Source organism: Rhizohabitans arisaemae (assembly GCF_025996515.1).
GTDB lineage: Bacteria > Actinomycetota > Actinomycetes > Streptosporangiales > Streptosporangiaceae > Rhizohabitans > Rhizohabitans arisaemae.
Genome location: NZ_BLRH01000029.1, coordinates 658,954 through 681,672 on the forward strand (window position 1 = coordinate 658,954; position 22,719 = coordinate 681,672).

The 22,719-nt window shown below is 71.5% G+C and carries 18 protein-coding genes; 11 read left to right on the plus strand and 7 right to left on the minus strand.

The window, feature by feature from the left end; all coding sequences use genetic code 11:
- The first annotated feature begins 67 nt into the window (after positions 1-67).
- The 5 genes from RUR_RS14510 to RUR_RS14530 all read left to right on the plus strand — a co-directional run bounded on the left by RUR_RS14510 (position 68) and on the right by RUR_RS14530 (position 7,261).
- Positions 68-835 carry a succinate dehydrogenase cytochrome b subunit gene (locus tag RUR_RS14510; protein ID WP_283135714.1) on the plus strand — a complete coding sequence of 256 codons (768 nt, stop codon included), beginning with the start codon at positions 68-70 and terminating at the stop codon, positions 833-835.
- Complete coding sequence (locus RUR_RS14515; protein ID WP_283135541.1) at positions 832-2,769, plus strand: fumarate reductase/succinate dehydrogenase flavoprotein subunit; 1,938 nt, start codon at positions 832-834, stop codon at positions 2,767-2,769. The genes RUR_RS14510 and RUR_RS14515 overlap by 4 nt, the downstream gene beginning before the upstream one ends.
- The gene (locus RUR_RS14520) at positions 2,766-3,512 is read left to right on the plus strand and encodes a succinate dehydrogenase/fumarate reductase iron-sulfur subunit (protein ID WP_283135542.1); all 747 of its coding nucleotides are present in this window, start codon (positions 2,766-2,768) and stop codon (positions 3,510-3,512) included. Before RUR_RS14515 ends, RUR_RS14520 begins: the two co-directional genes overlap by 4 nt.
- A 157-nt stretch (positions 3,513-3,669) precedes the next feature.
- Positions 3,670-5,376 carry an ABC transporter ATP-binding protein gene (locus tag RUR_RS14525; protein ID WP_283135543.1) on the plus strand — a complete coding sequence of 569 codons (1,707 nt, stop codon included), beginning with the start codon at positions 3,670-3,672 and terminating at the stop codon, positions 5,374-5,376.
- 49 nt (positions 5,377-5,425) lie between these two features.
- A complete protein-coding gene (locus RUR_RS14530) occupies positions 5,426-7,261 on the plus strand; it encodes an ABC transporter ATP-binding protein (RefSeq protein ID WP_283135544.1) in 1,836 nt (611 codons plus the stop codon).
- On the opposite strand, the gene RUR_RS14535 is transcribed toward RUR_RS14530, so the two are convergent.
- Both RUR_RS14535 and RUR_RS14540 read right to left on the minus strand, forming a co-directional pair.
- Positions 7,193-7,969, minus strand: coding sequence for an O-methyltransferase (locus RUR_RS14535; protein ID WP_283135545.1), 777 nt, complete (start codon positions 7,967-7,969; stop codon positions 7,193-7,195). The genes RUR_RS14530 and RUR_RS14535 overlap by 69 nt on opposite strands.
- Positions 7,962-10,004 carry a S9 family peptidase gene (locus RUR_RS14540; RefSeq protein ID WP_283135546.1) on the minus strand — a complete coding sequence of 681 codons (2,043 nt, stop codon included), beginning with the start codon at positions 10,002-10,004 and terminating at the stop codon, positions 7,962-7,964. Before RUR_RS14540 ends, RUR_RS14535 begins: the two co-directional genes overlap by 8 nt.
- A gap of 256 nt (positions 10,005-10,260) precedes the next feature.
- Between RUR_RS14540 and mshB the strand changes: the two genes are divergently transcribed.
- The 4 genes from mshB to RUR_RS14560 all read left to right on the plus strand — a co-directional run bounded on the left by mshB (position 10,261) and on the right by RUR_RS14560 (position 12,668).
- Positions 10,261-11,154, plus strand: coding sequence for an N-acetyl-1-D-myo-inositol-2-amino-2-deoxy-alpha-D-glucopyranoside deacetylase (mshB, locus tag RUR_RS14545; RefSeq protein ID WP_283135547.1), 894 nt, complete (start codon positions 10,261-10,263; stop codon positions 11,152-11,154).
- Positions 11,155-11,299: 145 nt separating this feature from the next.
- Positions 11,300-11,662, plus strand: coding sequence for a DUF6113 family protein (locus tag RUR_RS14550; protein WP_283135548.1), 363 nt, complete (start codon positions 11,300-11,302; stop codon positions 11,660-11,662).
- Between the two features lie 7 nt (positions 11,663-11,669).
- A complete protein-coding gene (locus RUR_RS14555) occupies positions 11,670-12,182 on the plus strand; it encodes a flavin reductase family protein (RefSeq protein ID WP_283135549.1) in 513 nt (170 codons plus the stop codon).
- A gap of 69 nt (positions 12,183-12,251) precedes the next feature.
- Positions 12,252-12,668 carry an eCIS core domain-containing protein gene (locus tag RUR_RS14560; RefSeq protein ID WP_283135550.1) on the plus strand — a complete coding sequence of 139 codons (417 nt, stop codon included), beginning with the start codon at positions 12,252-12,254 and terminating at the stop codon, positions 12,666-12,668.
- On the opposite strand, the gene RUR_RS14565 is transcribed toward RUR_RS14560, so the two are convergent.
- Complete coding sequence (locus RUR_RS14565) at positions 12,658-15,243, minus strand: penicillin acylase family protein (protein WP_283135551.1); 2,586 nt, start codon at positions 15,241-15,243, stop codon at positions 12,658-12,660. The two genes, RUR_RS14560 and RUR_RS14565, sit on opposite strands and share 11 nt — an antisense overlap.
- A 212-nt stretch (positions 15,244-15,455) precedes the next feature.
- Between RUR_RS14565 and RUR_RS14570 the strand changes: the two genes are divergently transcribed.
- Positions 15,456-16,091, plus strand: coding sequence for a YflT domain-containing protein (locus tag RUR_RS14570; protein ID WP_283135552.1), 636 nt, complete (start codon positions 15,456-15,458; stop codon positions 16,089-16,091).
- Positions 16,092-16,100: 9 nt separating this feature from the next.
- Here RUR_RS14570 and RUR_RS14575 read toward each other — a convergent pair whose 3' ends face one another.
- Complete coding sequence (locus RUR_RS14575) at positions 16,101-17,240, minus strand: cysteine--tRNA ligase (RefSeq protein ID WP_283135553.1); 1,140 nt, start codon at positions 17,238-17,240, stop codon at positions 16,101-16,103.
- Between the two features lie 141 nt (positions 17,241-17,381).
- Here RUR_RS14575 and RUR_RS14580 point away from each other — a divergent pair, with 141 nt between their 5' ends.
- Positions 17,382-18,623, plus strand: a complete 1,242-nt coding sequence (locus RUR_RS14580; protein WP_283135554.1) for a hypothetical protein — start codon at positions 17,382-17,384, stop codon at positions 18,621-18,623.
- A gap of 54 nt (positions 18,624-18,677) precedes the next feature.
- Here the strand turns inward: RUR_RS14580 and RUR_RS14585 are convergent, their stop codons facing one another.
- From RUR_RS14585 to RUR_RS14595, 3 genes are read right to left on the minus strand one after another with little or no spacing between them, the layout of a single operon-like run.
- The gene (locus tag RUR_RS14585) at positions 18,678-19,988 is read right to left on the minus strand and encodes a DUF2252 domain-containing protein (protein ID WP_283135555.1); all 1,311 of its coding nucleotides are present in this window, start codon (positions 19,986-19,988) and stop codon (positions 18,678-18,680) included.
- A gap of 46 nt (positions 19,989-20,034) precedes the next feature.
- A complete protein-coding gene (locus tag RUR_RS14590; RefSeq protein ID WP_283135556.1) occupies positions 20,035-20,787 on the minus strand; it encodes a site-2 protease family protein in 753 nt (250 codons plus the stop codon).
- Positions 20,780-22,705 carry a sigma factor-like helix-turn-helix DNA-binding protein gene (locus tag RUR_RS14595; protein WP_283135557.1) on the minus strand — a complete coding sequence of 642 codons (1,926 nt, stop codon included), beginning with the start codon at positions 22,703-22,705 and terminating at the stop codon, positions 20,780-20,782. The genes RUR_RS14590 and RUR_RS14595 overlap by 8 nt, the downstream gene beginning before the upstream one ends.
- Positions 22,706-22,719: the final 14 nt, after the last annotated feature.

Genomic DNA, 22,719 nt, shown 5'->3' on the forward strand with positions numbered 1-22,719 from the left:
AAACCAGTCGCATCATGACTTTGTCTCCCAGCTAAACTCGGACATAACTTAATTTGATGTGACATTGATGATCGATCGGGGTGCGGCCACCGCGCCCGTCCAAGCGCCCGATCAGGGGGCCGGCCGCGCCAGGACGGAGCGGACGACGGCCACCAAGGGTTCCCGCGCCACCACGCGGTATCGCGGTGCCGTCGGGAAAAAGGCCGTCATGGCGGTCACCGGCGCCCTGATGATCGGCTTCCTCGTCCTGCACATGATCGGCAACCTCAAGGTGTTCGCCGGGCGGGACTCGTTCAACGACTACGCGGCCTGGCTCCGGACCGTCGGCGAGCCGATGCTTCCACCGAGCGGGTTCCTGTGGATTCAGCGGATCGGGCTGCTGGTGATCCTCGCCCTGCACATCACCGCGGCGGTCCAGCTCACCGTGCAGGCGAAACGGGCACGTCCCGTCAAGTACCACGTGAAGCGCCGGGTCCAGCAGAGCTACGCCTCGCGGACCATGCGCTGGGGTGGCGTGATCATCGCCGCGTTCGTCGTCTACCACATCCTCGACCTCACCGTCGGGGTGGCCAACCCGGCGGGTACCGCGGCGGACCCCTACACCCGGCTCGTGGCCGACTTCCAGCGGTGGTACCTCGTGGTCGCGTACGCCGTACCGCTGCTCCTGCTCGGTCTGCATCTGCGGCACGGGGTGTGGAGCGCGGCGCAGTCCCTCGGGCGGGGCGGCACCGCGCGGGAGCGGCCGATCAAGCTCTTCGCGACGGGGTTCGCCGTCGTCCTGGTGGCCGGTTTCCTGCTCGCGCCGGTCGGTGTCCTCGTCGGAGTGGTGAAATGAGTACCGAGTTCTATCGAACAGGCGCACCCATCGAGGATGGGAAAGCCCCGGACGGCGTGATCGCCGAGCGCTGGGACAACCGCCGGTTCGCCGCCAAATTGGTCAACCCGGCCAACAAGCGCAAGCTCACCGTGATCGTCGTGGGCACCGGGCTCGCCGGAGGCAGCGCCGCCGCGACCCTCGCCGAGCTCGGCTACGACGTCAAGTCGTTCTGCTACCAGGACTCGCCGCGGCGGGCGCACTCCATCGCCGCCCAGGGCGGGATCAACGCGGCCAAGAACTACCGGGGGGACGGCGACAGCGTCCACCGGCTCTTCTACGACACCGTCAAGGGTGGCGACTTCCGTTCCCGGGAGTCCAACGTCTACCGGCTCGCCCAGGTCAGCGTGGAGATCATCGACCAGTGCGTGGCCCAGGGCGTGCCGTTCGCCCGGGAGTACGGGGGGCTCCTGGACACCAGGTCCTTCGGCGGGGCCCAGGTCTCGCGGACCTTCTACGCACGGGGGCAGACCGGTCAGCAGCTCCTGCTCGGCGCCTATCAGGCGATGGCCCGGCAGATCCAGGCGGGCAAGATCGAGATGCATCCGCGCACCGAGATGCTCGACCTGATCCTCGTGGACGGCCGCGCGCGGGGCGTCGTCACCCGTGACCTGGTCACCGGGGAGGTCCGCAACCACTTCGCCGACGCGGTGGTGCTCGCCTCGGGCGGGTACGGGAACGTCTTCTTCCTCTCCACCAACGCCAAGGGCTGCAACGTCACCGCCATCTGGCGGGCGCATCGCAAGGGTGCGCTCTTCGCCAACCCCTGCTACACCCAGATCCACCCGACCTGCATCCCGGTGAGCGGCGACCACCAGTCCAAGCTCACCCTGATGTCGGAGTCGCTGCGCAACGACGGCCGGGTGTGGGTGCCGTTGACCGGGGGGGACACCCGCGCGCCCGCCGACATCCCCGAGGCGGAGCGGGACTACTACCTGGAGCGGATCTACCCGTCCTTCGGCAACCTGGTGCCCAGGGACATCGCCTCCCGTGCGGCCAAGAACGTCTGCGACGAGGGCCGCGGGGTGGGACCGGGCGGGCTCGGCGTCTACCTCGACTTCGCCGACGCCATCGCGCGCCTGGGCCGGGACGCCGTCGCCGCCAAGTACGGCAACCTCTTCGAGATGTATGAGCGGATCACCGGCGAGGACCCGTTCGAGACGCCGATGCGGATCTACCCGGCGGTCCACTACACCATGGGCGGGCTCTGGGTGGACTACGACCTGCAGGCCACGATCCCGGGCCTCTTCGTCATCGGCGAGGCGAACTTCTCCGACCACGGGGCGAACCGGCTCGGCGCCTCGGCGCTCATGCAGGGCCTGGCCGACGGCTACTTCGTCCTGCCGAACACCATCGGCGACTATCTGGCGGCCGGGCCGTTCGAACCCCTCGACGACGCCCACCCCGAGGTCGCCGACGCCGCCGAGGCGGTACGGACCAGGGTCGCCAAGCTGCTGGCCGTGAACGGTTCCCGGACCCCCGACTCCTTCCACCGGGAGCTCGGCCGGATCATGTGGGACTACTGCGGGATGGAGCGGACCGACGCGGGGCTGCGGAAGGCGGTCGGGCTGATCCAGGCGCTGCGGGAGGAGTTCTGGCGCGATGTGCTGGTTTCCGGGGAGAGCGAGGAGCTCAATCAGCAGCTGGAGAAGGCGGGCCGGATCGCCGACTTCTTCGAGCTGGCCGAGCTGATGTGCATCGACGCCCTGCATCGCACCGAGTCCTGCGGCGGGCATTTCCGCGGGGAGTCCCAGACGCCCGACGGTGAGGCGCTCAGGGACGACGAGACCTTCTCCTATGTGGCCGCCTGGGAGTACACCGGGGACCGGCCGGTTCTCCATCGAGAGCATCTGACCTTCGAGTACGTCAAACCCAGCCAGAGGTCGTACAAGTGAATCTAACCCTGAAGGTATGGCGGCAGAAGAACGCCACATCTCGCGGACATCTCACGACATATCGGGTTAAAGAAATATCGCCGGATATGTCATTTCTCGAGATGCTGGACGTCCTCAACGAGCGGCTCATTCTCGACGGGGACGACCCCATCGCGTTCGACCACGACTGCCGTGAGGGCATCTGCGGCATGTGCGGGCTGGTCATCAACGGCGTCCCGCACGGCGAGCAGCGGGCCACCACCACCTGCCAGCTGCACATGCGCCACTTCAAGGACGGGGACACGATCGTCATCGAGCCGTGGCGGGCGGCGCCGTTCCCCGTGGTGAAGGACCTGGTGGTCGACCGGTCCGCCTTCGACCGGATCATCGAGGCGGGCGGCTACGTCTCGGTTCCGACGGGCTCGGCCCCCGACGCGCACGCCGTACCGGTGCCCAAGGCGAGCGCGGACACCGCGTTCGACGCGGCCACCTGCATCGGCTGCGGCGCGTGTGTCGCGGCCTGCCCGAACGGGTCCGCCTCGCTCTTCACCGCAGCCAAGATCACCCATCTGGGGCTGCTGCCGCAGGGTCAGCCCGAGCGGGCCCGGCGGGCCCGGGCCATGGTGGAGACGGCGGACGAGCTCGGCTTCGGCGGGTGCACGAACATCGGCGAGTGCACGGCGGTCTGCCCCAAGGGAATTCCGCTTGCGACGATCGCCCGGATGAACGCCGATTATCTGGGGTTGGCCGCCACAGGCGACTGACCTGGGACGATGGAGGTGGAGCGGTGGCTTGACCCGCTCCACCTATGAGTCATTTCCGACTTGATTTGATATTTCGTGATCTGTCAGAGGGCTGTCAGATCAATAGCGATAATTCATTTGCCGGGCCATGGGCGGGTGTGTCTAATCTTGGCTGGCTATGCTCCAGCTGCCTGTCGCCGATCCCGGTACCCCTGACGCCCGTGGACCACTCCGCTACCTCTTATGGCTCACCAGAGCTCAAGCCCTGACGATCGCCGGCGGAGTCACCTTCGCAACCCTGTGGTGGCTCGGCCAGGCCTTCGTCCCCGCCGTGCTCGGCAAGGCGATCGACGCCGGAATCACCCTGAAGGACCCAAAGGCCCTGCTGTACTGGTCGGCGATCCTGCTCGGCCTCGGCCTCACCCAGGCCGGCGCCGGTATCGTCCGGCATCGGTTCGCCGTGTTCAACTGGCTCTCCGCGGCGTACCGCACGGTCCAGGTCACCGCCCGCAAGGCCACCGGGCTCGGCGCGACGCTGCCCAAACGCCTCTCCACCGGAGAGGTGATCAGCGTCGGCAGCTCCGACATCGCCCACATCGGCGACGGGATGGACATCATCGCCCGGGGCTCGGGGGCGATCGTCGCCATCGGCACCGTCACCTTCATCATGATCGACACCTCGCTCCGGCTGGGGCTGCTCGTGCTGATCGGGGTACCGCTGATGGCCCTGGCCGTCGGCCCGCTGCTCGTCCCGCTCCACCGGCGGCAGCACCGCCACCGCGATCTTCAGGCCGAGCTCGCCACCCGGGCCGGGGACATCGTGGAGGGCCTGCGCGTCCTGCGGGGCATCGGCGGCGAGCAGGTGTTCGCCCAGAAGTACCGGGTCGAGTCACAGCGGGTACGGCGGGCGGGCCTGCGGGTGGCCGGGGTCGAGTCGATCCTGGAGGGCGCCCAGATCCTCCTGCCCGGCCTGCTCATCGCCTTCATCACCTGGCTCGGCGCCCGGAGCGCGCTGGCGGGGGAGATCACCGCCGGCCAGCTGGTGACGTTCTACGGCTACGCGGTCTTCCTGATCGCCCCGCTCCGCACCCTCACCGAGGCCGCCGACAAGCTCACCAAGGCGCACGTCTCCGCCCGTCGCGTGGTGGGCATCCTCCGGATCCAACCGGAGATCGTCGACGAGGCGCCGGCCGGCGGAGCGCCCCCGGCCGGCGGTGAACTCGCCGACCCGGTCTCGGGGCTGGTCCTGCGGCCCGGACGGCTGACCGCGCTCGCCGCGGCCGTCCCCGAGGAGGCCGTCGGGATCGTCGAGCGGCTCGGCAGGTACGCCGAGTCGGAGGTCACCTACGGCGGCGTGCGCCTGCGCGACCTGCCGCTCGCCGAGGTCCGCCGGCGAATCCTCGTCGCCGACAACGAGGCGCGGCTCTTCACCGGCACGCTCCGCGACGAACTCCAGGGCGTCGACGGAACCGCGGACCAGGCCGAGATCGGCCGGGCGCTCCGGGCCGCCTGCGCGGAGGACGTCGTGGAGGCCCTCCCCGACGGGCTCGATCAGCACATCGCCGAGGCCGGCCGGGAGTTCTCCGGCGGCCAGCAGCAGCGGCTGCGGCTGGTCCGGGCCCTCCTCGCCGACCCGGAGGTGCTGATCCTGGTCGAGCCGACCAGTGCCGTGGACGCGCACACCGAGGCGCGGATCGCCGCCCGGCTGGGCGCGGCCCGAGCGGGCCGTACCACGCTGGTCTGCACCACCAGCCCGCTCGTCCTCGACCAGGCCGACCACGTGGTCTACGTGGACGGCGGTACGGTCCGGGCGGAGGGCGGCCACCGGGAGCTCCTCGAAACCGACCCCGGCTACCACTCCACCGTCACCCGAGGGGAAGACTGATGGCGTCCTTCGCTTGCCCGTTCGCCCCGCCCGGTCGGGGGGAGGGCCGATGAGCCGCGAGATTCTGCCGGTCGCCGACCAGGCGCAGGTACGGGCCTACGCCCGGCGGCTCACGCTGAGACACCCCCGTGCCCTCGGCCTCGCGGTCGGTCTGCACGGGCTCGCGGCCGTCGCGGGACTGGCCGCGCCCTGGCTCCTCGGCGACCTGGTGCAGGCCGTGCAGCGGGGCACCGGAATCGACGTCAACCTGGTGGCCCTCCTCATCGGGGGGTTCGTCGTGGTACAGGCGGTGCTGATCAGATTCGCCGTCTACGCGTCCTCCAAGCTGGGGGAGATGGTCCTCGCCGAGCTGCGGGAGGAGTTCGTGGACCGGGTGCTCGCGCTCCCGCTCGCCACGGTCGAGCGGGCCGGCCACGGTGACCTGGTCACCCGGACCTCCCGGGACGTCGACGCGCTCTCCAGGACCGTGCGGCACGCCGTACCCGAGACCTTGATCGCGATCGTCGGCAGCCTCTTCACCGTCGGCGCGCTGCTGCTGGTCGGCCCACTCCTGATGCTTCCCTCGCTGATCGCGGTGCCGATCCTGTGGATCTCGACCCGCTGGTATCTCAAGCGCGCCCCGGCGGGGTACCTCCGGGAGAACGCGAGCTACGCCGAGATGACCGAGGGACTCGCCGAGACCGTGGACGGCGCCAGGACCGTGGAGGCGCTCCGCCTCGCCGAGCGCCGCCACCGCCGTACCGACACCGACATCGCCGGGTCCTGGGCGGCCGAGCGCTACACCCTGTTCCTGCGGACCGTCTGGTTCCCGCTGGCCGAGATCGGCTACGTGGTCCCGGTGGTGGCGACCCTGCTCTTCGGCGGGCTGTTCCACCTCAACGGGCTCGTCACCATCGCCCAGGTCACCGCGGCCGTCCTCTACGTCCAGCAGCTCATCGACCCGCTGGACCGGCTGCTCTCCTGGATGGACGAACTCCAGGTGGGCGGCGCCTCACTCGCGCGGCTGCTCGGCGTCGCCACGGTGTCGTCCGCGCCGGCGGCGGTGGACGGACCCGTTCCGGCGGGAGAAACGATCAAGGCCGACCGGGTCCGGTACGCCTACCGGGAGGGGCGGGACGTCCTGCACGGGGTCTCGCTCACCGTCACCCCGGGGGAGCGCCTGGCCATGGTCGGTCCCTCCGGGGCGGGCAAGTCCACCCTCGGCCGGCTCCTGGCGGGCATCGACGGACCGCGGACCGGCTCGGTCACCGTCGGGGGCGTGCCCATGACCGACCTGTCGCCGGACGAGCTCCGTCGGCACGTCGCCCTGGTCACCCAGGAGCACCACGTGTTCCGGGGGACGCTGATGGACAACATGGTGATCGCCGCTCAGGAGGCCGGGCCGGAACGGGTCCGGGCGGCGCTCGAAGCCGTCGACGCCTGGGACTGGGTGGCGGCGCTGCCGGACGGCCTGGAGACCCAGGTGGGTTCCGGCGGCCAGGCGCTCTCCCCCGCGCAGGCCCAGCAGCTCGCGCTGGCCCGGCTCGTCCTCAGCGACCCGAGCACCCTCGTGCTGGACGAGGCGACCTCCCTGCTGGACCCGCGTGCGGCGCGGCACCTGGAGCGCTCCCTCGCCGCGGTCCTGCAGGGCCGGACCGTGATCGCCATCGCGCACCGCCTGCACACCGCGCACGACGCCGACCGGGTCGCGGTGGTGGAGGACGGGCGCATCGCCGAGCTGGGCTCCCACGATCGGCTGGTCGCCGCCGACGGCGCCTATGCGGCGCTCTGGCGGAGCTGGCACGGGGGAGCCCCCGCTCGAACCGGCAAGGCCGCCTCAGCCGCCCCGGACCAGGGCGAACGCGAGACGTCCCAGGTGGGCGTGGGCGAGCACGGCGGAGTCTGACCTGATCCGCTCCCACGCCCGGCCCATCCCGGCCGAGTAGTCGATGTCGTCGAAGACGAGCAGCGCCTTCGGCCGGAGGTGGGCGCGGATCAGCTCGTAGTACGCGACCGTGGCGTCCTCGTGGTGGTGGCCGTCCACGTAGGCGTAGTCGATCGGCTCCTCGGCGAGCGCCGGGGCGAGGGTGGCGGCGAACCGCCCCACCCGGACCTCGGCGTTCGCCAGCCCGAGGTTGGCGAAGACCTTCCTGGCCTGGGCGGCCAGGCCCTCGTACCCCTCCAGGGTGACGAGCCGGCCCGCCCCGTTGTCGGCCAGCGCCGCGGCCTGGTACGCGGCCGAGATCCCCACACAGGTGCCCATCTCCACGCACACCTCAGGCCGGAACGCGCGCACCGCGCCGTAAAGGATCATGGCGCTGCGCCACGGCTGGGAGGCGTTCCGGGTGATCCGGGCGACCGAGGTGTCGGCCTGCCCGGGCCCGGTGACGGTCTCCGTGGAGGCGCTCAGCCGCCTCCGCTCCGCCTCGATCAGCTCCACCCAGCGCCGTTCGCCCGCGGAGAGCTCCGGCCGGACGCCCCGCTCCACGACCTCCGCCAGGAGGAGCGCGTCGGCGTCGCCCGTACCGCGCAGCCGTGCGGCCTCCGCGCGGGCCCGGCTCCGGACCCGCGAGTGCCGCAGCGCGTGCAGCAGCGGCCGGAGCGGATCAGGCACCGAACGCCCCGCGGAGGAAGTCCACCTGGAACAGCAGCAGGTTTTCCGCGACGGATTCCTGCGGCGTCATGTGGGTCACGCCGGAGAGCGGGAGCACGGTGTGCGATCGGCCGGCCGCCAGCAGCGCGGAGGAGAGCCGGAGCGTGTGCGCGGCGACGACGTTGTCGTCGGCGAGCCCGTGGATGAGCAGGAGCGGACGGGACAGCTTCTCCGCGTCGGGCAGGAGGGAGGACGCGGCGTACCTGCCCTCGCTCGGCAGCCCCAGGTAGCGCTCGGTGTAGGCGGTGTCGTAGAGCTCCCAGTCGGTGACCGGGGCCCCGGCGATCGCCGCGTGGAAGACGTCGGGGCGGCGCAGGACGGCCAGCGCGGCGAGGTATCCGCCGAAGGACCAGCCGCGGATCGCCACCCGGTCCAGGTCGAGGTCGGGGTAACGGCCCGCCGCGTCGTGCAGGGCGTCGATCTGGTCTTCCAGGACGGGCGCCGCGAGGTCCCCGTGGACGGCCCGGTCGAAGGCCCGGCCCCGGCCCGGCGTGCCGCGGCCGTCCACGACGACCACCGCGAACCCCTGGTCGGCGAGCCACTGGCTGGTCTGGAAGCCCCCCTGCGCGGCGAGGACCCGCTGCACGTGCGGCCCGGCGTAGGGGTCGAGCAGGACGGGAAGCTTGCCGGAGGAGTGCCAGGACGGGAGGAGTACGGCGGTGCGCAGCCGTCGCTCACCGGCCTGGATGAGCTCGATCCGCAGGTCGAGGCCGGGCCGTTCGGCGTAGGAGGGGATCACCGGTCCGCCGAGCACCCGCACGGCGGCCCCCTCGGTGTCGAGCGTCTGGGCGCTGATCACCGTGGTGCCGCCCGCCCGCCAGCCCTGGTACACCCCGGCCGTCTGCGGGCTGACCATCGACAGGGTCCCGGCGGACCAGGTCCACAGGTTGATCTCCGTCGGCTCGGTGCTCGCCCGGAACAGCACGGTGTCGCCGTCCACCGAGCAGACCTCGCGGACCTGCAGGGAAGGCGGGGTGACGGGCACGCCGTCGATCATCAAACGGCGGCCGTCCTCGACGTCGGCCAGCCAGACCAGCCGACCGTCGTCCAGGTGGGCGGGGACGCCGGAGGGCACCTCCACCCAGGTGGGATCGGTGTCGGCGTGGAGCTGCTCGGTTTCGCCCGTGGCGGGGTCGGCGCGCAGGATGCGCAGGGTGCGCTGGTCGCGGGGGGCCGTGACGAGCAGCAGGCCGTGCGCGGTCCAGGAGACGTCGGCCAGGTATTCGTCGTCGAAGGGCACCGGGGTCCGGGAGCCGTCCAGGCCGAGGACGAAGAGCTCGACCCGGGCGTTGGGCGTCCCGGCCGCAGGGTAGCGCTGCTCCGCCGGGGGTCGGTCCGGGTTGGCGGGGTCGGCGATGAACCACCGCCGGACCGGCTCCTCGTCCACCCGGGCGACCAGGATCGAGTCGCCGTCGGGGGACCACCAGAAGCCGCGGTGCCGGTGCAGTTCCTCGGCCGCGATGAAGTCGGCGAGACCGTAGGCGACCGTGGGGCTCTCGGGTACCGCGAGGGCCCGGTCCTCGTCGGTGGCGAGGTGGTAGACGCGGAGCGAGCCCTGGCAGACGTAGGCGACGGCGGAGCCGGTCGGGTCGGGCCGCGGGTCGATCACCCCGGCGGGGGTGTTCAGGCGCCGGACCGCGCCGAGCGTGAGGTCGGCCTGGTAGGCGAAGCCGGAGAGGGCGAACGCGGCGGTGCCGGCGCCCCGGTCGACGGCGTAGGCGACGACGCCCCCGGCCTGTTCGCGGCTCCGTTCCCGCCGGGCCCGCTCCTCGGCGGGGAGCTCCTCGTCGGGGTCGGCGACGGCCCGGGGGTCTGCGATCAGGGTTTCCGCGCCGGTCGCGACGTTGAGAGACCACAGGCAGTTGACCGGGTCGAGGCCGGATCGGCTGCGCAGGAACACCACGCGTGCACCGTCGGGCGAGATCGTGAAGCCACGCGGCGCGCCGAGCGTGAACCGCCGGGTCCGCGCCTGCCGCTTGGGGAAACTATCGCTCATCCGCGCTCTCCACGTCGTGGTCCCGGGAGCTTGCCCAGGCCGCCGGGTGCGCTCCGGCAGATCGTGCCCGAGGCGCGGGCGTCGACACGGCCGGGTCGGCGGTGTGTCTCCTGGCTCGCTCGTGTGTGGCGTCCCATCCTGCCACCAGATGAGGTCGGGAATCTTCCCCGCGAAGATCTTTGCCGGGTGCCTCCGGGATCCGCGGACCCGTACCCGCCCCCTGGCGTCCCGCGCCGATCCGAGTAGGCTCCCGCTCATGAGCGCGCGAACGGGCGACGACCGCCGGCTGCTCCTGGTCCACGCGCACCCCGACGACGAGTCGATCGGGACCGGGGCGACCATGGCCAAGTACGCGGCCGAGGGGGCTCATGTCACCTTGGTGACCTGCACCTTGGGGGAGGAGGGTGAGGTCATCCCCCCAGATCTCCGGCATCTGGCGGTGGACCGCGAGGACCGTCTGGGCGAGCACCGTGTCGGTGAGCTGGCCGCCGCGTGCCGGGCGCTCGGCGTGTCCGACCACCGGTTTCTCGGCGGTGCGGGCCGCTGGCGGGACTCGGGGATGATGGGGCTGGCGAGCAACGACCGGGTGGACTGCTTCTGGCAAGCGGACGTGGACGAGGCGGCGGGCGAGCTGGTGCGGGTGATCCGCGAGGTGCGCCCGCAGGTGCTGGTGACCTACGACGCGAACGGCTTCTACGGCCATCCCGACCACATCCAGGCGCACCGGGTCTCGCGGTGGGCTCGGGAGCTCGCCGCGGATCCTTCGTTCGGTACGGGCGAGCCCTGGTCGATCGCCAAGTTCTATCTCACCGCGGTGCCCCGCTCGGAGCTGGTCGCGTCGGCGGGGCGGCTCAAACGGAGCGGGTCCGCCTTCGCGCTTCCCCCGGAGGATCCGGGGCCGGGCTGCGCGGACGAGGCGGTGACGACCGAGGTCGACGCGACGGGCCTGCTCGGCGCCAAGCTGGACGCCCTGCGCGCGCACGCGACCCAGGTGAGCGTGGACGCGCCGTGGTACGCGCTCTCGGACGGGGTCGGGCAGGAGGCGCTCGGCCGGGAGTTCTACATCCTGGCCGAGGGGGAGCGGGGACTCGCCGACGGCGTGGGACGGGAGCGCGATCTGTTCGCGGGTGTGCCCGTCGTGAGCGGATAGCCTGGCGTTCATGGGGGAGTCTCAGGAGCCCGAAGTGCCGGATCACACCGTGGGTCGGGAGTCGGCCGATTCGGTGGAGGAGCCGTCGGCACCTCCGGCGCGATCTCGCAGAAATGAGGCGTTCCTTACCGGCGCCGTTTACGGCATGCTCTTCATGTTGGGCGTCATGACAGGATTTGTCGGAGGATTTCAGCATGGCTGGTATCTCGGTGGGGTTCCGGCGTCCGCGGTGGGTTTGGTGCTTTTCCTGTTTACCGTCCTGCTCTGGGCGGGATGGTCGATGCGGTCGAAACTCGCCGCGTTCACCCCGGCGGCCGGTTGGCTCATCGTCTCCTTCCTGTTCTCCACCCCGCGTGGCGAGGGTGACCTGGTGATCGCCGCCAATCTCGCGGGCTACGTCTACCTGTACGGCGGCGCCCTCATGGTCCTGGCGGCGGTGCTGCTTACCAAGAGCGCCCGGCCGTGGACGACCCGGCAGCTGCCCGGCTCCGACCCACTGCCCGATTGACCGCCGGATGGACGTCGACCCCTCCGTTTACCGTCGCGTGGTCGGGCGTTTCGCCACCGGCATCGCCGTGGTGACCACCGTGCACGAAAACGTCGACCACGCCATGACGGTCAACTCCTTCACCTCGGTCTCCCTGCACCCGCTCCTCGTGCTGTTCTGCGCGAACCGGGTCGGCCGCTTCCACGACGTCGTGCTGCGGAGCCGGTTCTTCGGCGTCTCCATCCTGGGGGCGGGCGGCGAAGGCGACTCCCGGGCGTTCGCCGTACGGGGCCGGTCGCCGGAGAACCAGCTCGACGGCCGGGCGTTTCACCGCGGGCCGCACACCGGGGCGGCGTTGCTGGACAGCGCCCTGGCCACCCTCGAATGCCGGATCCGGACGGTCCACGACGCGGGTGACCACTCGATCGTGGTGGGCGAGGTCGCCGACGTCATTCTCCGCGACCCGGCCGAGCCGCCGCTGCTCTACTTCGCGGGGGACTACCACACGGGGTACGCGCCGGAGGCCGCCACGAGCGGCTGAGGCCGGGCCGCGCTTGTCGCCGTACGGACATATGGGCCTGCAGGCCGGATCGGGGTGACAATTGGTGATATGCGGGCACGTCGGATCGTCAACTACCTCAATCTGTCGACGCCGCTCGGGCTGCTGGTGGCCAGGCTCGGCGGAGCCGCGGTGAGCCGCGGCCCCGACGGACTGCTCCTCGCCCACGGCTACCGCCTCTCCGTGCCGCCGGCGGCCGCGTTCACCGTCGGCAACGTGGTGCTCACCCGGTTCCCGCACGGCTGGTTCGACGACCGCCGTGCCCTCCTCGCCCACGAGGCCCGGCACGCGACGCAGTACGCGGCGTGCCTGGGACCCGTGCTGCTGCCCTGCTACCTCCTGGCGGCCGGGGTCTCCTGGCTGCTCTGCCGGGACTTCGCCACCTGGAACCCGTTCGAGCGCCTGGCCGGCCTTGACGACGGGGGGTACGTGCGCGGCACCCTGCGCTGGCGCCGGGTCAAGGGGTGAGGGTGAGGGTGTGTACGGCTTCGCGGCGGACGCTCTCCTCGCGGGCGCGCATCGGCGTGGTCTTCCCGTCCCGCCAGAGCAGCGCCTGATCCCAGTAGTTGTCGTGGAAGGCGTGCCCGGACGCGCCGGTGAGGTTGATCCACCGCGACCGGTCCGGGTCCGCCAGGTCGATCAGCATGCGCATCGAGGGAAGCGAGTCGATCGCGTAGCCCTGCTGGACGTTCCAGCCGGTCGCGTTCACCGCGTCGTCGTTCCCGCCGACCTGGATCGGCCCCCGGTTGAACAGCCACTCGACCGGCCCGATACCCGAGGTGCCGAACGTGTCGTTGACCAGGGTCAGCGTGTGCAGGTCACCCCAGCGCCAGTGCGCCGGGTCGCCGCCCAGCTCCCGCCGGGCCTTGTCGAGGGCGGCCTTCAGCACGTCGTCCCTGGTCTCCGTGCGGCCCGCGGTGGTGACGTCGTCCCACCACGGGTCGTCGGGCTTGCCCAGCAGCGACCGGACCACCTGGAACCACCGGTCGCCCCCGGTGGGCCGGGCGTCCTCGGGCAGCTCGTCGTTGAAGGTGTCGACGAGCAGGTTCCGCCAGACCGCGTTGAAGTAGGCGGCGGGCGCCGAGTCCAGCTCCTGGGAGAAGTCCCAGCCGCTCAGGAGCCCGGTCGGGTCGCCGATCCGGAGCAGGTAGGGGACGAGGACCGGGCCGAGCGCGTTCTCGCTGTCCAGCTGGATGCGGCCCATCGTCTCCAAGTCGACCTTGCCCGCCGCGAACGCCTCCTCCAGCCGGTCGACGATCCGCTGGGCCCGGGAGCCGTACGCCCAGTCCTTGGTGAGCAGGAGCGGATGGTCGGCTCCGACGGCCGCGTTGTTCGCGGTGACGATGTACCCCTTGGCCGGGTTGTAGACCGTGGGGAGCTTGTCGAAGGGGATGTAGCCCGACCAGTCGTGTTCGCCGGTCCAGCCGGGCACCGGCCAGCGGCCGTCGCCCTTGGTCCGGACCGGGATCCTGCCGGGGGCCTGGTAGCCGATGTTGCCTTGCAGATCCGCGTAGAGGAGGTTCTGCGCCGGAACCTCGAACAGCTTGGCGGCCTCCCGGAAGCCCTTCCAGTCCTGCGCCTTGGCCAGCCGCAGGATCGCGTCGGCGGTACGCCCGGGCTCCAGCGCGGTCCACCGGAGCGTGACGCCGTACGCCGTCTCGGCGGCCCCGCCCGGCGCGGGGCCGGACGGGCCGGGTGGGGCCGGAGTGGCCGTCGCGTCGGGGACCTGGAGGATGCGTCCCGCGCCGGGGACCGCCCGGCGCGCGTCCCCGATGACGTCGGAGATCAGCGGCCCGTGCCGGGTGGACCGGACCTCGACGCGGACCGGGGGCCCGCCCGCGACCTTGATCTCCTCGGTCCGGGTCTCCACGGGGAGCCACTCGCCCTTGTACTCGTACCGGCCGTCCCGCAGTCGCTCCAGGTAGACGTCGGAGACGTCGGGGGCGAGGTTGGTGAAGCCCCAGGCGATGTTGTGGTTGCGTCCGATGATCACGCCCGGCACGCCGGCGAAGGTGAACCCGCTCAGGTCGTACGGGCACTCGGCCGACCTGCTCCGGCAGTGCAGTCCGGCCTGGTACCACAGGGAAGGCATGTGCGGGGCGAGGTGGGGGTCGTTGGCGAGCAGCGGCTTTCCGGTCGTGGTACGGGCGCCGCCGACCACCCAGGAGTTGGAGCCGATGCCGCCCGAGCCGCCCGCGCCGTCGCCGAGCAGGCTCGGCGCCCGCCGGATCGCGCGGATCGCCCCGGCCAGCGCCGGCTCGGCGACGGCGGGGACGCCGGGGGTGAGGGCTTCGGTCACGGCGCGTGCCGGTGAACCCGTCCGCTCCCCGTCGACGATCGTCGCGTGGCGGTCGTACGGGTACTCCGGCCACAGCTGGTCGACCCGGTCCTTGGGCACGGCCGTTGCGGCCACGGCGCGGGCCAGCTCCTGCTCCATGTTGGAGCGCAGGTCCCACGCCATCGCCTTGAGCCAGGCCACCGAGTCGGCCGGGGTCCACGGCTCGGGGGCGTAGTCGCCGTTGGTGAGCTTCAGCACCGTGTACTCCAGGCTCCGCCCGAACGCGTCGCGCCGTTCGGCCATCCAGGCGTTGACGCCCTTGGCGTAGGCGTCCAGGACCCGGCGGGTCTCGGGGTCGAGGAGCTCCAGCTCCCGTTCGGCGGTCCGGCGCCAGCCCAGGGTGCGGATCACCTTGTCGGTGTCGAGGGTGCTCGCGCCGAAGAGCTCGGACAGGCGCCCCGCGGTGGTCTTGCGGCGGAAGTCCATCTCCCAGAAGCGGTCCTGGGCGTGGATGTAGCCCTGGGCGAGGAAGAGGTCGTCGGGGGTGTCGGCGTAGAGCTGCGGGATGCCGTACCGGTCCCGGATCACGGTGACGGGACCCGAGAGGCCCTTGACGGTGAGCGAACCCTCCAGCTGGGGGAAGGACTCCCGGACGGTCCACACCGCGAACGCCGCGACCAGGGCGGTGAGCACCAGCAGGGTCACGAGGACCCGGGCGAGCCACCGCAGAGGCCAAGGCAGACGGGCGAACGGGCGTAGCTTCACCGGGACTCTCCAGGGGCGGCGTCGGGGCGGTTCATCAGTATGTTCCACCCCAAAACCATTTCCAGTCACATTACCCAGCGCCCGTCTCCCTTGCCGGGGCGGCGTTTCCGGCTCGAACCCGATGAGGGATCGAGTGCGGCTTGGTGGTGTTTATCCCTAGAACCGGGTTTTACCAGGCATTTTGCGGAAAGGCCGGAAGAAAAGGGGGACTCATGACATCACCACTGGCTCCAAAGTTCGCCGCGATTCCGGCGGACGCACAGACGATCGCGTCCTACGCCTCCTACGCCGAGGCACAGCGCTCCGTGGACTATCTCTCGGACAACAGGTTCCCGGTGGAGAACCTCGCGATCGTCGGCGCCGACCTGCGGTCGATCGAGCGGGTCACCGGGCGCTTGAACTGGGCCAAGTCGGCTCTGTACGGCGCACTCACCGGTGTGTGGATCGGTCTGTTCGTCGGCCTGCTGCTCGCCCTGTTCACCCCCGGCATCGGGGCGTGGCTCAGGATCGTGGTCTACTGCGCCATCTGGGGTGCGATCTTCGGGGTCGTCTTCGGGCTCATCAGATACGCGTTCACCGGCGGGCAGCGGGACTTCACCTCGGTGCAGACCATTCTGGCCGGCCGGTACGACGTGCTCTGCGCGGCGCCGCTGGTACCGCAGGCACGGCAGATGCTGGAGCACGTCTCCGCGGCGACGGCGCAGGTTCCCCAGCAGCCGGCCGCCCCCTCCGTGCCGCAGCACCCGTCCACGGCCGGGGCACCGCAGACACCGCCCGCCGCCCGATCGGACTACCAGCCGCCGCAGCCGCCGCAGTCACCGCGGCCCGACCAGGGCCGTGACCTGTAGCCCGACCTGCTAACCCGGCGCCGCCCGGCCCACCTGGAGCGCCAGATCGAGTCCGAGGATCCGGTCCAGGTGGATGAAGGCCTCGAACCGGGCACCCGGGGCGATGCCCCGATCACGGCCGAGACCGTCCAGCAGGCGCAGCGCCCGCGGCGTGTCGAGGTCGTTCTCCAGGGCCTCGACCACGGCGGCGACCGGCTCGGCGGGCAGGGGCGCGCTCGGGGACTCCGCCCACGCGGCGACCCGCGAGCGCCAGTCGTCGAGTCCGGCGCCGGCCGCCCGGAGCACGTCCCAGGTGAGGTCCGCCGGGTGCCGGTGGTGCCGCTCAAGCAGCGCGAGCCGTACGGCGAGCGGGTCCAGGCCGGCGTCCACGACCCGCCGGAGCCCGGCACTCGGCTCCGGCGGGGACACCGGTGCGGTGTGCGCCCAGTGGCCCACCGTCTCCCGGCCCGTCGCCGCGTTCGACTGGGCCCGCACGTTCTCGTGGTGCGGGAAGCTCAGGCTCGCGTCGCCCACGTGGACGTCGATCCGGGTGCCGAGGTGGTCCAGCGGCAGGGCCGAGCACTCCACGTGCGCGCCGGGCAGGCCCCGTCCCCACGGCGCCAGGTGGCACGGTCCGGTCGAGCGCGGTTCCCAGAGCACCCAGTCCGCGTGGCCTCGCTTGCGGGGGTCGCCGACCTCGATTCGGTCGTCTTCCCGTCCGCCGTGCACCCGGCCGCCCGACATCGCGCCGTAGCCGGGGAAGGACTCCGCCGAGAAGAACACCGACCCGTCCTGGACGATGTAGGCGTGCCCGCGCTCGACCAGCGCGGCGATCAGGTCGACCACCAGGTCGACGGATCCGAGCCCGGCGGCGGGGCAGCCGGGCGGGTGGATGTTGAGCGCCAAGGTGTCGGCGTCGAAGGCGGCCAGGTGGGACCGGACGTCCTCCTCGGCCCCGGTCACCTCCCCCTCGGCGCGGTTGCGGCAGGTCAGCACCCGTCGCCCCCGGCACTCGGCGACCCGGCGGATCAGGTCGGCGAGCAGATACGGACGGAGGTCACCGAGGCCGGCCGGTCGCCCGGCGGCGGGGCCGCAGGTGTAGACGCGCAGGAACCCCGATGCGGCCACCGGCTCGATTCGGTCGGTCCGGGAGTCATGCAACCGGAGCATATGATCGAGCCTAGCGTTCAAGACCCCCGTTCCTGTGGATAACGTTCGGTCCTTTCCACAGAAGCCCGTTCGGCTCCCCACAGCACCCCCCTCCCCGGTGACCCTGGTGACGTGACCCACCGCACCACCCGAGGAGACGCCATGGCCGGTCAGATCGCACTGGAAATGCCCCCCTACGTCGCATCCCACTTCATCGTCGCCACCTGTGACCCACCGGAAGACCCCATGGCCCTGGTGCGGGCCCGGCTGCCGGAACCCTGGGCGGGGGTGGTCGCCGACCTGACGGCTTCCGACGCGCTGCGGATCCGGTCCGCCACGGCGGGCGCCTCGGGGTGGTATCTCCGACTTCTCGCCATGGCCTGCGGCACCCAGTCCGAGTCCGAGCGGCTCCTCGGCGCCGGGCACCACCTGCTCGTCTCACTTCGGGCCGAGCCGGAGCGCCAGCCCGAGCAGGCGCAGGCGGCGAGGGCGGTGGCGCGGCTGCTGGCCGCGGCGACCGACGGGGTGATCGCCGACGACCGGACCAACCAGGTGGTCTCGCTCGCGGGCGGCCTGGCCGAACGGCGTGAGTTCCGGCTCTCCGACGACTGGCTGGCGGTCTTCGTCGTCCCCGACGACGGGCGGACCCCGCCGTTACCGGGCGGGGTGCCCTGTCCCGCCGTGCCGCAGGCCGTCGCCCGGGACCCGCTTCGGATTCCGGAGCCCGTCGGGGTGTCCTCCGGGGCCGCGCCGCCGGTGCTGGGGCGGTCCCCGCTCATCCCCGCGATCGTGTCGACGCGCTCACCCGCGCCGGAGGCCGGTCCCCGGACGTCCGCGGATCCGGCGGAGGAGCGCGTGCGGGGTCGCGGCGGGCCGTGGGAGGATCCCCCTCCGGGGCCGGTGACCTCCCGTGACTGGGTTCCGGGGGAGTTGCTGCTGGACCTGCTGGAACGACCCGGGCGGACGCCGACCGTGCGGCTCGTCACGGCGGGCCTGCACCGGTTCGGGCTGCCGGAGCTGCTCCTGCCCGGAGTGCCGCCCGACTCGGTGCCGCACACCATCAACCTGCTCCGGGCGCTCGCCACCCGGCTCCTCCACGGCTACTGGAACCGGACGGCCGGCCGGCGGGGTGGGGACCGGCACCGCGTCCCCGCGTCCTCGGAGGTGACCGTGAGCGATCTGCGCCGATACTGGGGATCCCCGTGGACCTGGTGTTACGGCGCCTCGGTCCGGCTGCGGATGGAGGAGCCGTCGGGGGACCTCCCCGTGGTCGCCCCCTACCTCACGGTCGGTCCGCAGCGGAGCTTCCGCCGGGGCCAGTCCGCGTGGATCAGCAACGCGGTCGTGCCCGTCATGCCCGCCCTGGCGGACTCCCCGGGCCCGGGTTCCGGCGGGCCGTGGTGAGCTCCGGCGCACGGTGGGGGAGCCGGCCCGCGTCCGCCGGCTCCCCCGGCGCCGTCACAGGGGCAGCTCCCCGTTGCGGAAGAGGTCGACGAAGATCTGGTGGTCGAGGCGGGTGCGCGCCCCGTAGGTGTGGGCGAAGTCCACCAGGAGCCCGACGAAGCCGTCACGGTCCGCGCCGATCACCGAGGTGATGGCGGCCTCGGTGCAGAAGTCCACCAGGGTGTGGCTTGACTCGTCGTCGGCGACCGAGTGCATGCGGGCCACGGCACGGCCGAGGTCGTGCACCGTCGAGTGGAGCTCGTCGGGCTCGTTCACGTCGTCCCAGCTGAGGTCCTCGCTGTAGGGCGAGACCTCGGCCACCAGCTGACCCACCCCGTCCAGCTCGGTGTAGCCGACCCAGGGGTCGGCGTTGAACTGAAGCGCCCGCTGGGACTCGGCGGTCCGATGGCCCTGGTGGAGGAAGTAGGCGCGCACCCGCTCGTCGGTGACGTACCGGGAGACCGCGGGTGTCTGCGCCTGCTTGATGTAGAGGACGACGTCGTTCTCCAGCGCCTGGGTGTGCCCTTCGAGCAGCACGCTGTAGGACGGCAGACCGGCGGAGCCGATGCCGACCCCCTTGCGCAGGACGACGTCCTTGACGGTGTGGGCGATCGGGCGGTGCATGGCGGCGCTCGACGGGGAGAGCGTGGGCAGGTAGGCGTGGAAGGCCTCCTCGACGGCGGCCCGGGTGGGCGCGTCGATCAGGTGGACGCCGTCCCCGGCGGCGAAGCGCCGGTCGTGGTTCTGCACGGTGGTGATCTTGTCGAGCAGCGCCACCCGCGTGCTCAGCCGTGCCTGCTGGAGTACCCGGTGGATCACCCCGCTCGTGGTCTCCAGGGTGAGCGAACCGACGACGTCGTCCCCTTCGGTGGCGATGGCCCACAGCGCGTCGAGGTAGGACTCGGCGAACGCGGTGATCAGGTCGCTGATGGCCAGGTCGGAGAGGGCCTTGGCGTACCCGATTAGGGCGAGGCTGGCGACGAGCCGCTTCAGGTCCCACAGGTAGGGGCCGACGTACGCCTCGTCGAAGTCGTTGACGTTGAAGACGAGAACGCCGGACGAGTTCATGTACGTCCCGAAGTTCTCGGCGTGCAGATCACCGTGGATCCAGACGCGGCGCGTCCTCTCATCGAGAAACGCATCATCCGCGTAAGAACTAGTCATATCCGCATAAAACAGGCAGGCGGAGCCGCGGTAGAAGGCGAACGGTGAGGCCGCCATCTTGCGGAACTTGCGGCGGAAAGCGGCGGGGTCCCGCTTCATGGACTCCCCGAATTCGGCGACCAGGATGTCCACTATCAACGCCGCACGTGGGTCATTTTTCACCCACGGCACATTAGCGACACACCCCGGCAGATGCCATCTTGCGGGTTTATGTCCAGAAACGGAAAAGGCGGTCGCCGACGTAGACCAGATGCGGGTCGATCCGCAGCACCTCAAGGATCGCGAAGACGCCGGTGAAGAACACCCGGTTCACCGCCGGGATCCAGAGCAGCGCGATCAGCGCCAGGAAGCCGAACGCGCCGACCTTGGCCGCGGCCTGGGCCCAGCGGGCGGGCAGGTAGGGCTCGACGATGCCGAACCCGTCCAGTCCGGGCACCGGGAGCAGGTTGAGCACCGCGGCGGTCACCTGGAGAAAGGCCAGAAACGCCAGTGCGGCCCAGAAGGCGGGCCGGTCCGAGGTGAGGTTGACCACGATCGCGGCGAGAGCCACCGCGAACACCAGGTTCGCTGCCGGCCCCGCCGCGGAGATCAGGCTGTGCCTGAGCCGGCCCGGGATCGCACCCCGGTTGACGTACACCGCCCCGCCGGGCAGTCCGATCCCGCCGATCAGCACGAACAGGATCGGCAGCACGAAGGAGAGACCGATGTCGCTGTACTTCAGCGGGTTGAGGGTGAGGTAGCCCTTCGACGCCACGCTGTGGTCGCCGCCGCGATAGGCGAGGTACGCGTGCCCGAACTCGTGCAGGGAGAGGGAGACGACCCATCCGGTGATGACGAAGACGAAGACCGCGAGCCGGGCCACCCACTCCGCCTGTCCCCCGGACTGCCAGGCCAGGACTCCGCTCCCGAGGAAGACGGCGAGGATGGCCAGGAAGACGGGGCTCGGGCGGGCTTCACGCATCCGGGGCGCCCCCGAGCAGGGCGTGGATGTCACGGTCGCCGCGTTCCCGGAGCCGGAGCAGCACCGCGTCGAGGTCGAGTGGTTCGTCGAGCCCGATGCGGGAGGAGATGAGGCGGATGGCCTCGGCGTCGGAGCCGACGGGCGCGGTGTATCCGGACAGGTGCAGCGCCCGGACCGCGGGCGGCAGGTGCGGACCGGCCGCCGAGGCGGGGAGGTGGCGCAGAAGCAGCTCGCCCCCGTCGGAGACGGTGAGGAAGATGTGGTCGCCTTCCGCGGCGTTGTACTCCTGCAGGATCGGCCGGATCGAGCCCATGGTCGGCTGGTTGTGCCAGCTGATCAGCACGTCGCCGGCGGCGGCCGAGGCGGTGAGCTGCCCGCCCGGGGCCATGCCGAGGTAGGCGGCGAACCCGGTGGGCAGGGGTGAGCCGGATCCGCGCAGGTGCTCGGCGTTGAGGTCGACCCGGTGCCACCAGCGCCCGTCCGGCCCGCGGAAGCACCGGCGGGTCGCGGCGACGTCCCTGCGGGGCTGGTACGGCTGCGCCGGGCCGCCCGCGGCCACCCGGATCCACCCGCGCTGGGTCCGTTCGAACCCGGGCCCGCCGGCGTAGGCCCGTACCGAGCTCTCGCTGACGTCGAACCGTTCGGTCAGCCGGGCCACGATCGCGTTGACCTCGGCCTCGCCGCCGGCTCGCTCGATCTCACGGACGATCATCTCGCGGATGCCGAGGTACTCCTCGCCGCCCCAGCGGCTGAGCCCGTACTTGTTGCGGTCGAGGCGGATGAAGCGGTTGTCGGCCGTGAGCTGGTTGCGGATGCCGACCAGGCTGTAGTCCTCGCCGATCCGCTCCTGGATCTCCTCGGGGGAGAGCGGGTGACCGGCCAGGCTGAGCACGGCGTCGGCCTTTTCGCTCACGCTCCGCGGCCATGGGGCGACGTGATCGCCGAGGATCTTGATCTGCGGCACCGAGCCGAGCCAGCGTTCGGCGACGTCGGGGCGGATCCCGATCTGGGCGATCAGCTCCAGGGCCTCCGGGATGGGGCGTGGGCCGTCGGTGATGAGCTGCCGGGTCTTCTCCCGGAGGGTCTCGGCGCCGCCGAGGACGAGCCAGCCGTCGGAGGGCTCGTAGCCCAGCACGGACTGGACGACCCGCCAGGCGGGCACCCCGATGCTGGGCAGCTCGGCGGTGTGCCAGGGCGCGGCGGCGACGAGTACGTCCAGGGGGAAGGCGACCCCGAGGGCCTCGCGGAGCCGGTTGAGATGGGTGACGACCGGGGCGGCGGTGTTCCCCTGCAGCCAGGTGTCGACGTGTTCGCGCAGGTCGCGTTCGAGTTGCCGGACCCGTTCCCGGGTGACGTCGAACCGCTGGGCGAGTTCGTCGAGGGTGAGCCGCTCGTCGCCGTACGTCCGGCTGCGCGCGATGACGCGCTGGCGTTCGTCGATGTCGTAGAAGGCGCTGTCGAGGATCTCGGGCAGGGTGGTGGGCGTGGCGACCCGCTTGACCGGCGGCGTGGGTTCGGGTTCCGCGGAGGGCTCGGGTTCACCGGCGATCGAGGCCGCCAGGCGGTTCAGCGTCTCGGCGAACAGGGTCCGCAGGACTTCGGGGGGGAGCCCTTCGGCGGTTCCGGTGAGGAGGCGGTGCCGGTCGCCGGCGAGCGCCTCGAAGTCGATTCCGGTGCCTTGGGGGATGAAGTGCAACGCCGGGAGGATGTCGCCGACGAGGACGTGACCCCAGCTCCCACGCGTGATCTCCGCCAGATAGATGCTGATCTGCGGGATGCCGATGAGGTCGATGGCGCGTGCCAGGGGTAGCGCCTGCCACCACGCATCAGGGAGGCGCGGGTCAGTCGCGACGGATGCGACCTGGCTGGCCGGTGTCCAGCGCAGGGGCGGCACGATGTCGCTCAGGCTGAGGTTCATGTGGATCCAGACGA

What these genes read in the sequence shown, in the direction of transcription:
- RUR_RS14525 (WP_283135543.1), top strand. Translation starts at nt 3,670, where the DNA reads ATGCTCCAGCTGCCTGTCGCCGATCCCGGTACCCCTGACGCCCGTGGA.
- RUR_RS14530 (WP_283135544.1), top strand. Translation starts at nt 5,426, where the DNA reads ATGAGCCGCGAGATTCTGCCGGTCGCCGACCAGGCGCAGGTACGGGCC.
- RUR_RS14590 (WP_283135556.1), bottom strand. Translation starts at nt 20,787, where the DNA reads ATGCGTGAAGCCCGCCCGAGCCCCGTCTTCCTGGCCATCCTCGCCGTC.
- RUR_RS14570 (WP_283135552.1), top strand. Translation starts at nt 15,456, where the DNA reads ATGACATCACCACTGGCTCCAAAGTTCGCCGCGATTCCGGCGGACGCA.
- RUR_RS14550 (WP_283135548.1), top strand. Translation starts at nt 11,300, where the DNA reads ATGCTCTTCATGTTGGGCGTCATGACAGGATTTGTCGGAGGATTTCAG.
- RUR_RS14580 (WP_283135554.1), top strand. Translation starts at nt 17,382, where the DNA reads ATGGCCGGTCAGATCGCACTGGAAATGCCCCCCTACGTCGCATCCCAC.
- RUR_RS14540 (WP_283135546.1), bottom strand. Translation starts at nt 10,004, where the DNA reads ATGAGCGATAGTTTCCCCAAGCGGCAGGCGCGGACCCGGCGGTTCACG.
- RUR_RS14575 (WP_283135553.1), bottom strand. Translation starts at nt 17,240, where the DNA reads ATGCTCCGGTTGCATGACTCCCGGACCGACCGAATCGAGCCGGTGGCC.
- mshB (WP_283135547.1), top strand. Translation starts at nt 10,261, where the DNA reads ATGAGCGCGCGAACGGGCGACGACCGCCGGCTGCTCCTGGTCCACGCG.
- RUR_RS14595 (WP_283135557.1), bottom strand. Translation starts at nt 22,705, where the DNA reads ATGAACCTCAGCCTGAGCGACATCGTGCCGCCCCTGCGCTGGACACCG.
- RUR_RS14510 (WP_283135714.1), top strand. Translation starts at nt 68, where the DNA reads ATGATCGATCGGGGTGCGGCCACCGCGCCCGTCCAAGCGCCCGATCAG.
- RUR_RS14515 (WP_283135541.1), top strand. Translation starts at nt 832, where the DNA reads ATGAGTACCGAGTTCTATCGAACAGGCGCACCCATCGAGGATGGGAAA.
- RUR_RS14560 (WP_283135550.1), top strand. Translation starts at nt 12,252, where the DNA reads ATGCGGGCACGTCGGATCGTCAACTACCTCAATCTGTCGACGCCGCTC.
- RUR_RS14555 (WP_283135549.1), top strand. Translation starts at nt 11,670, where the DNA reads ATGGACGTCGACCCCTCCGTTTACCGTCGCGTGGTCGGGCGTTTCGCC.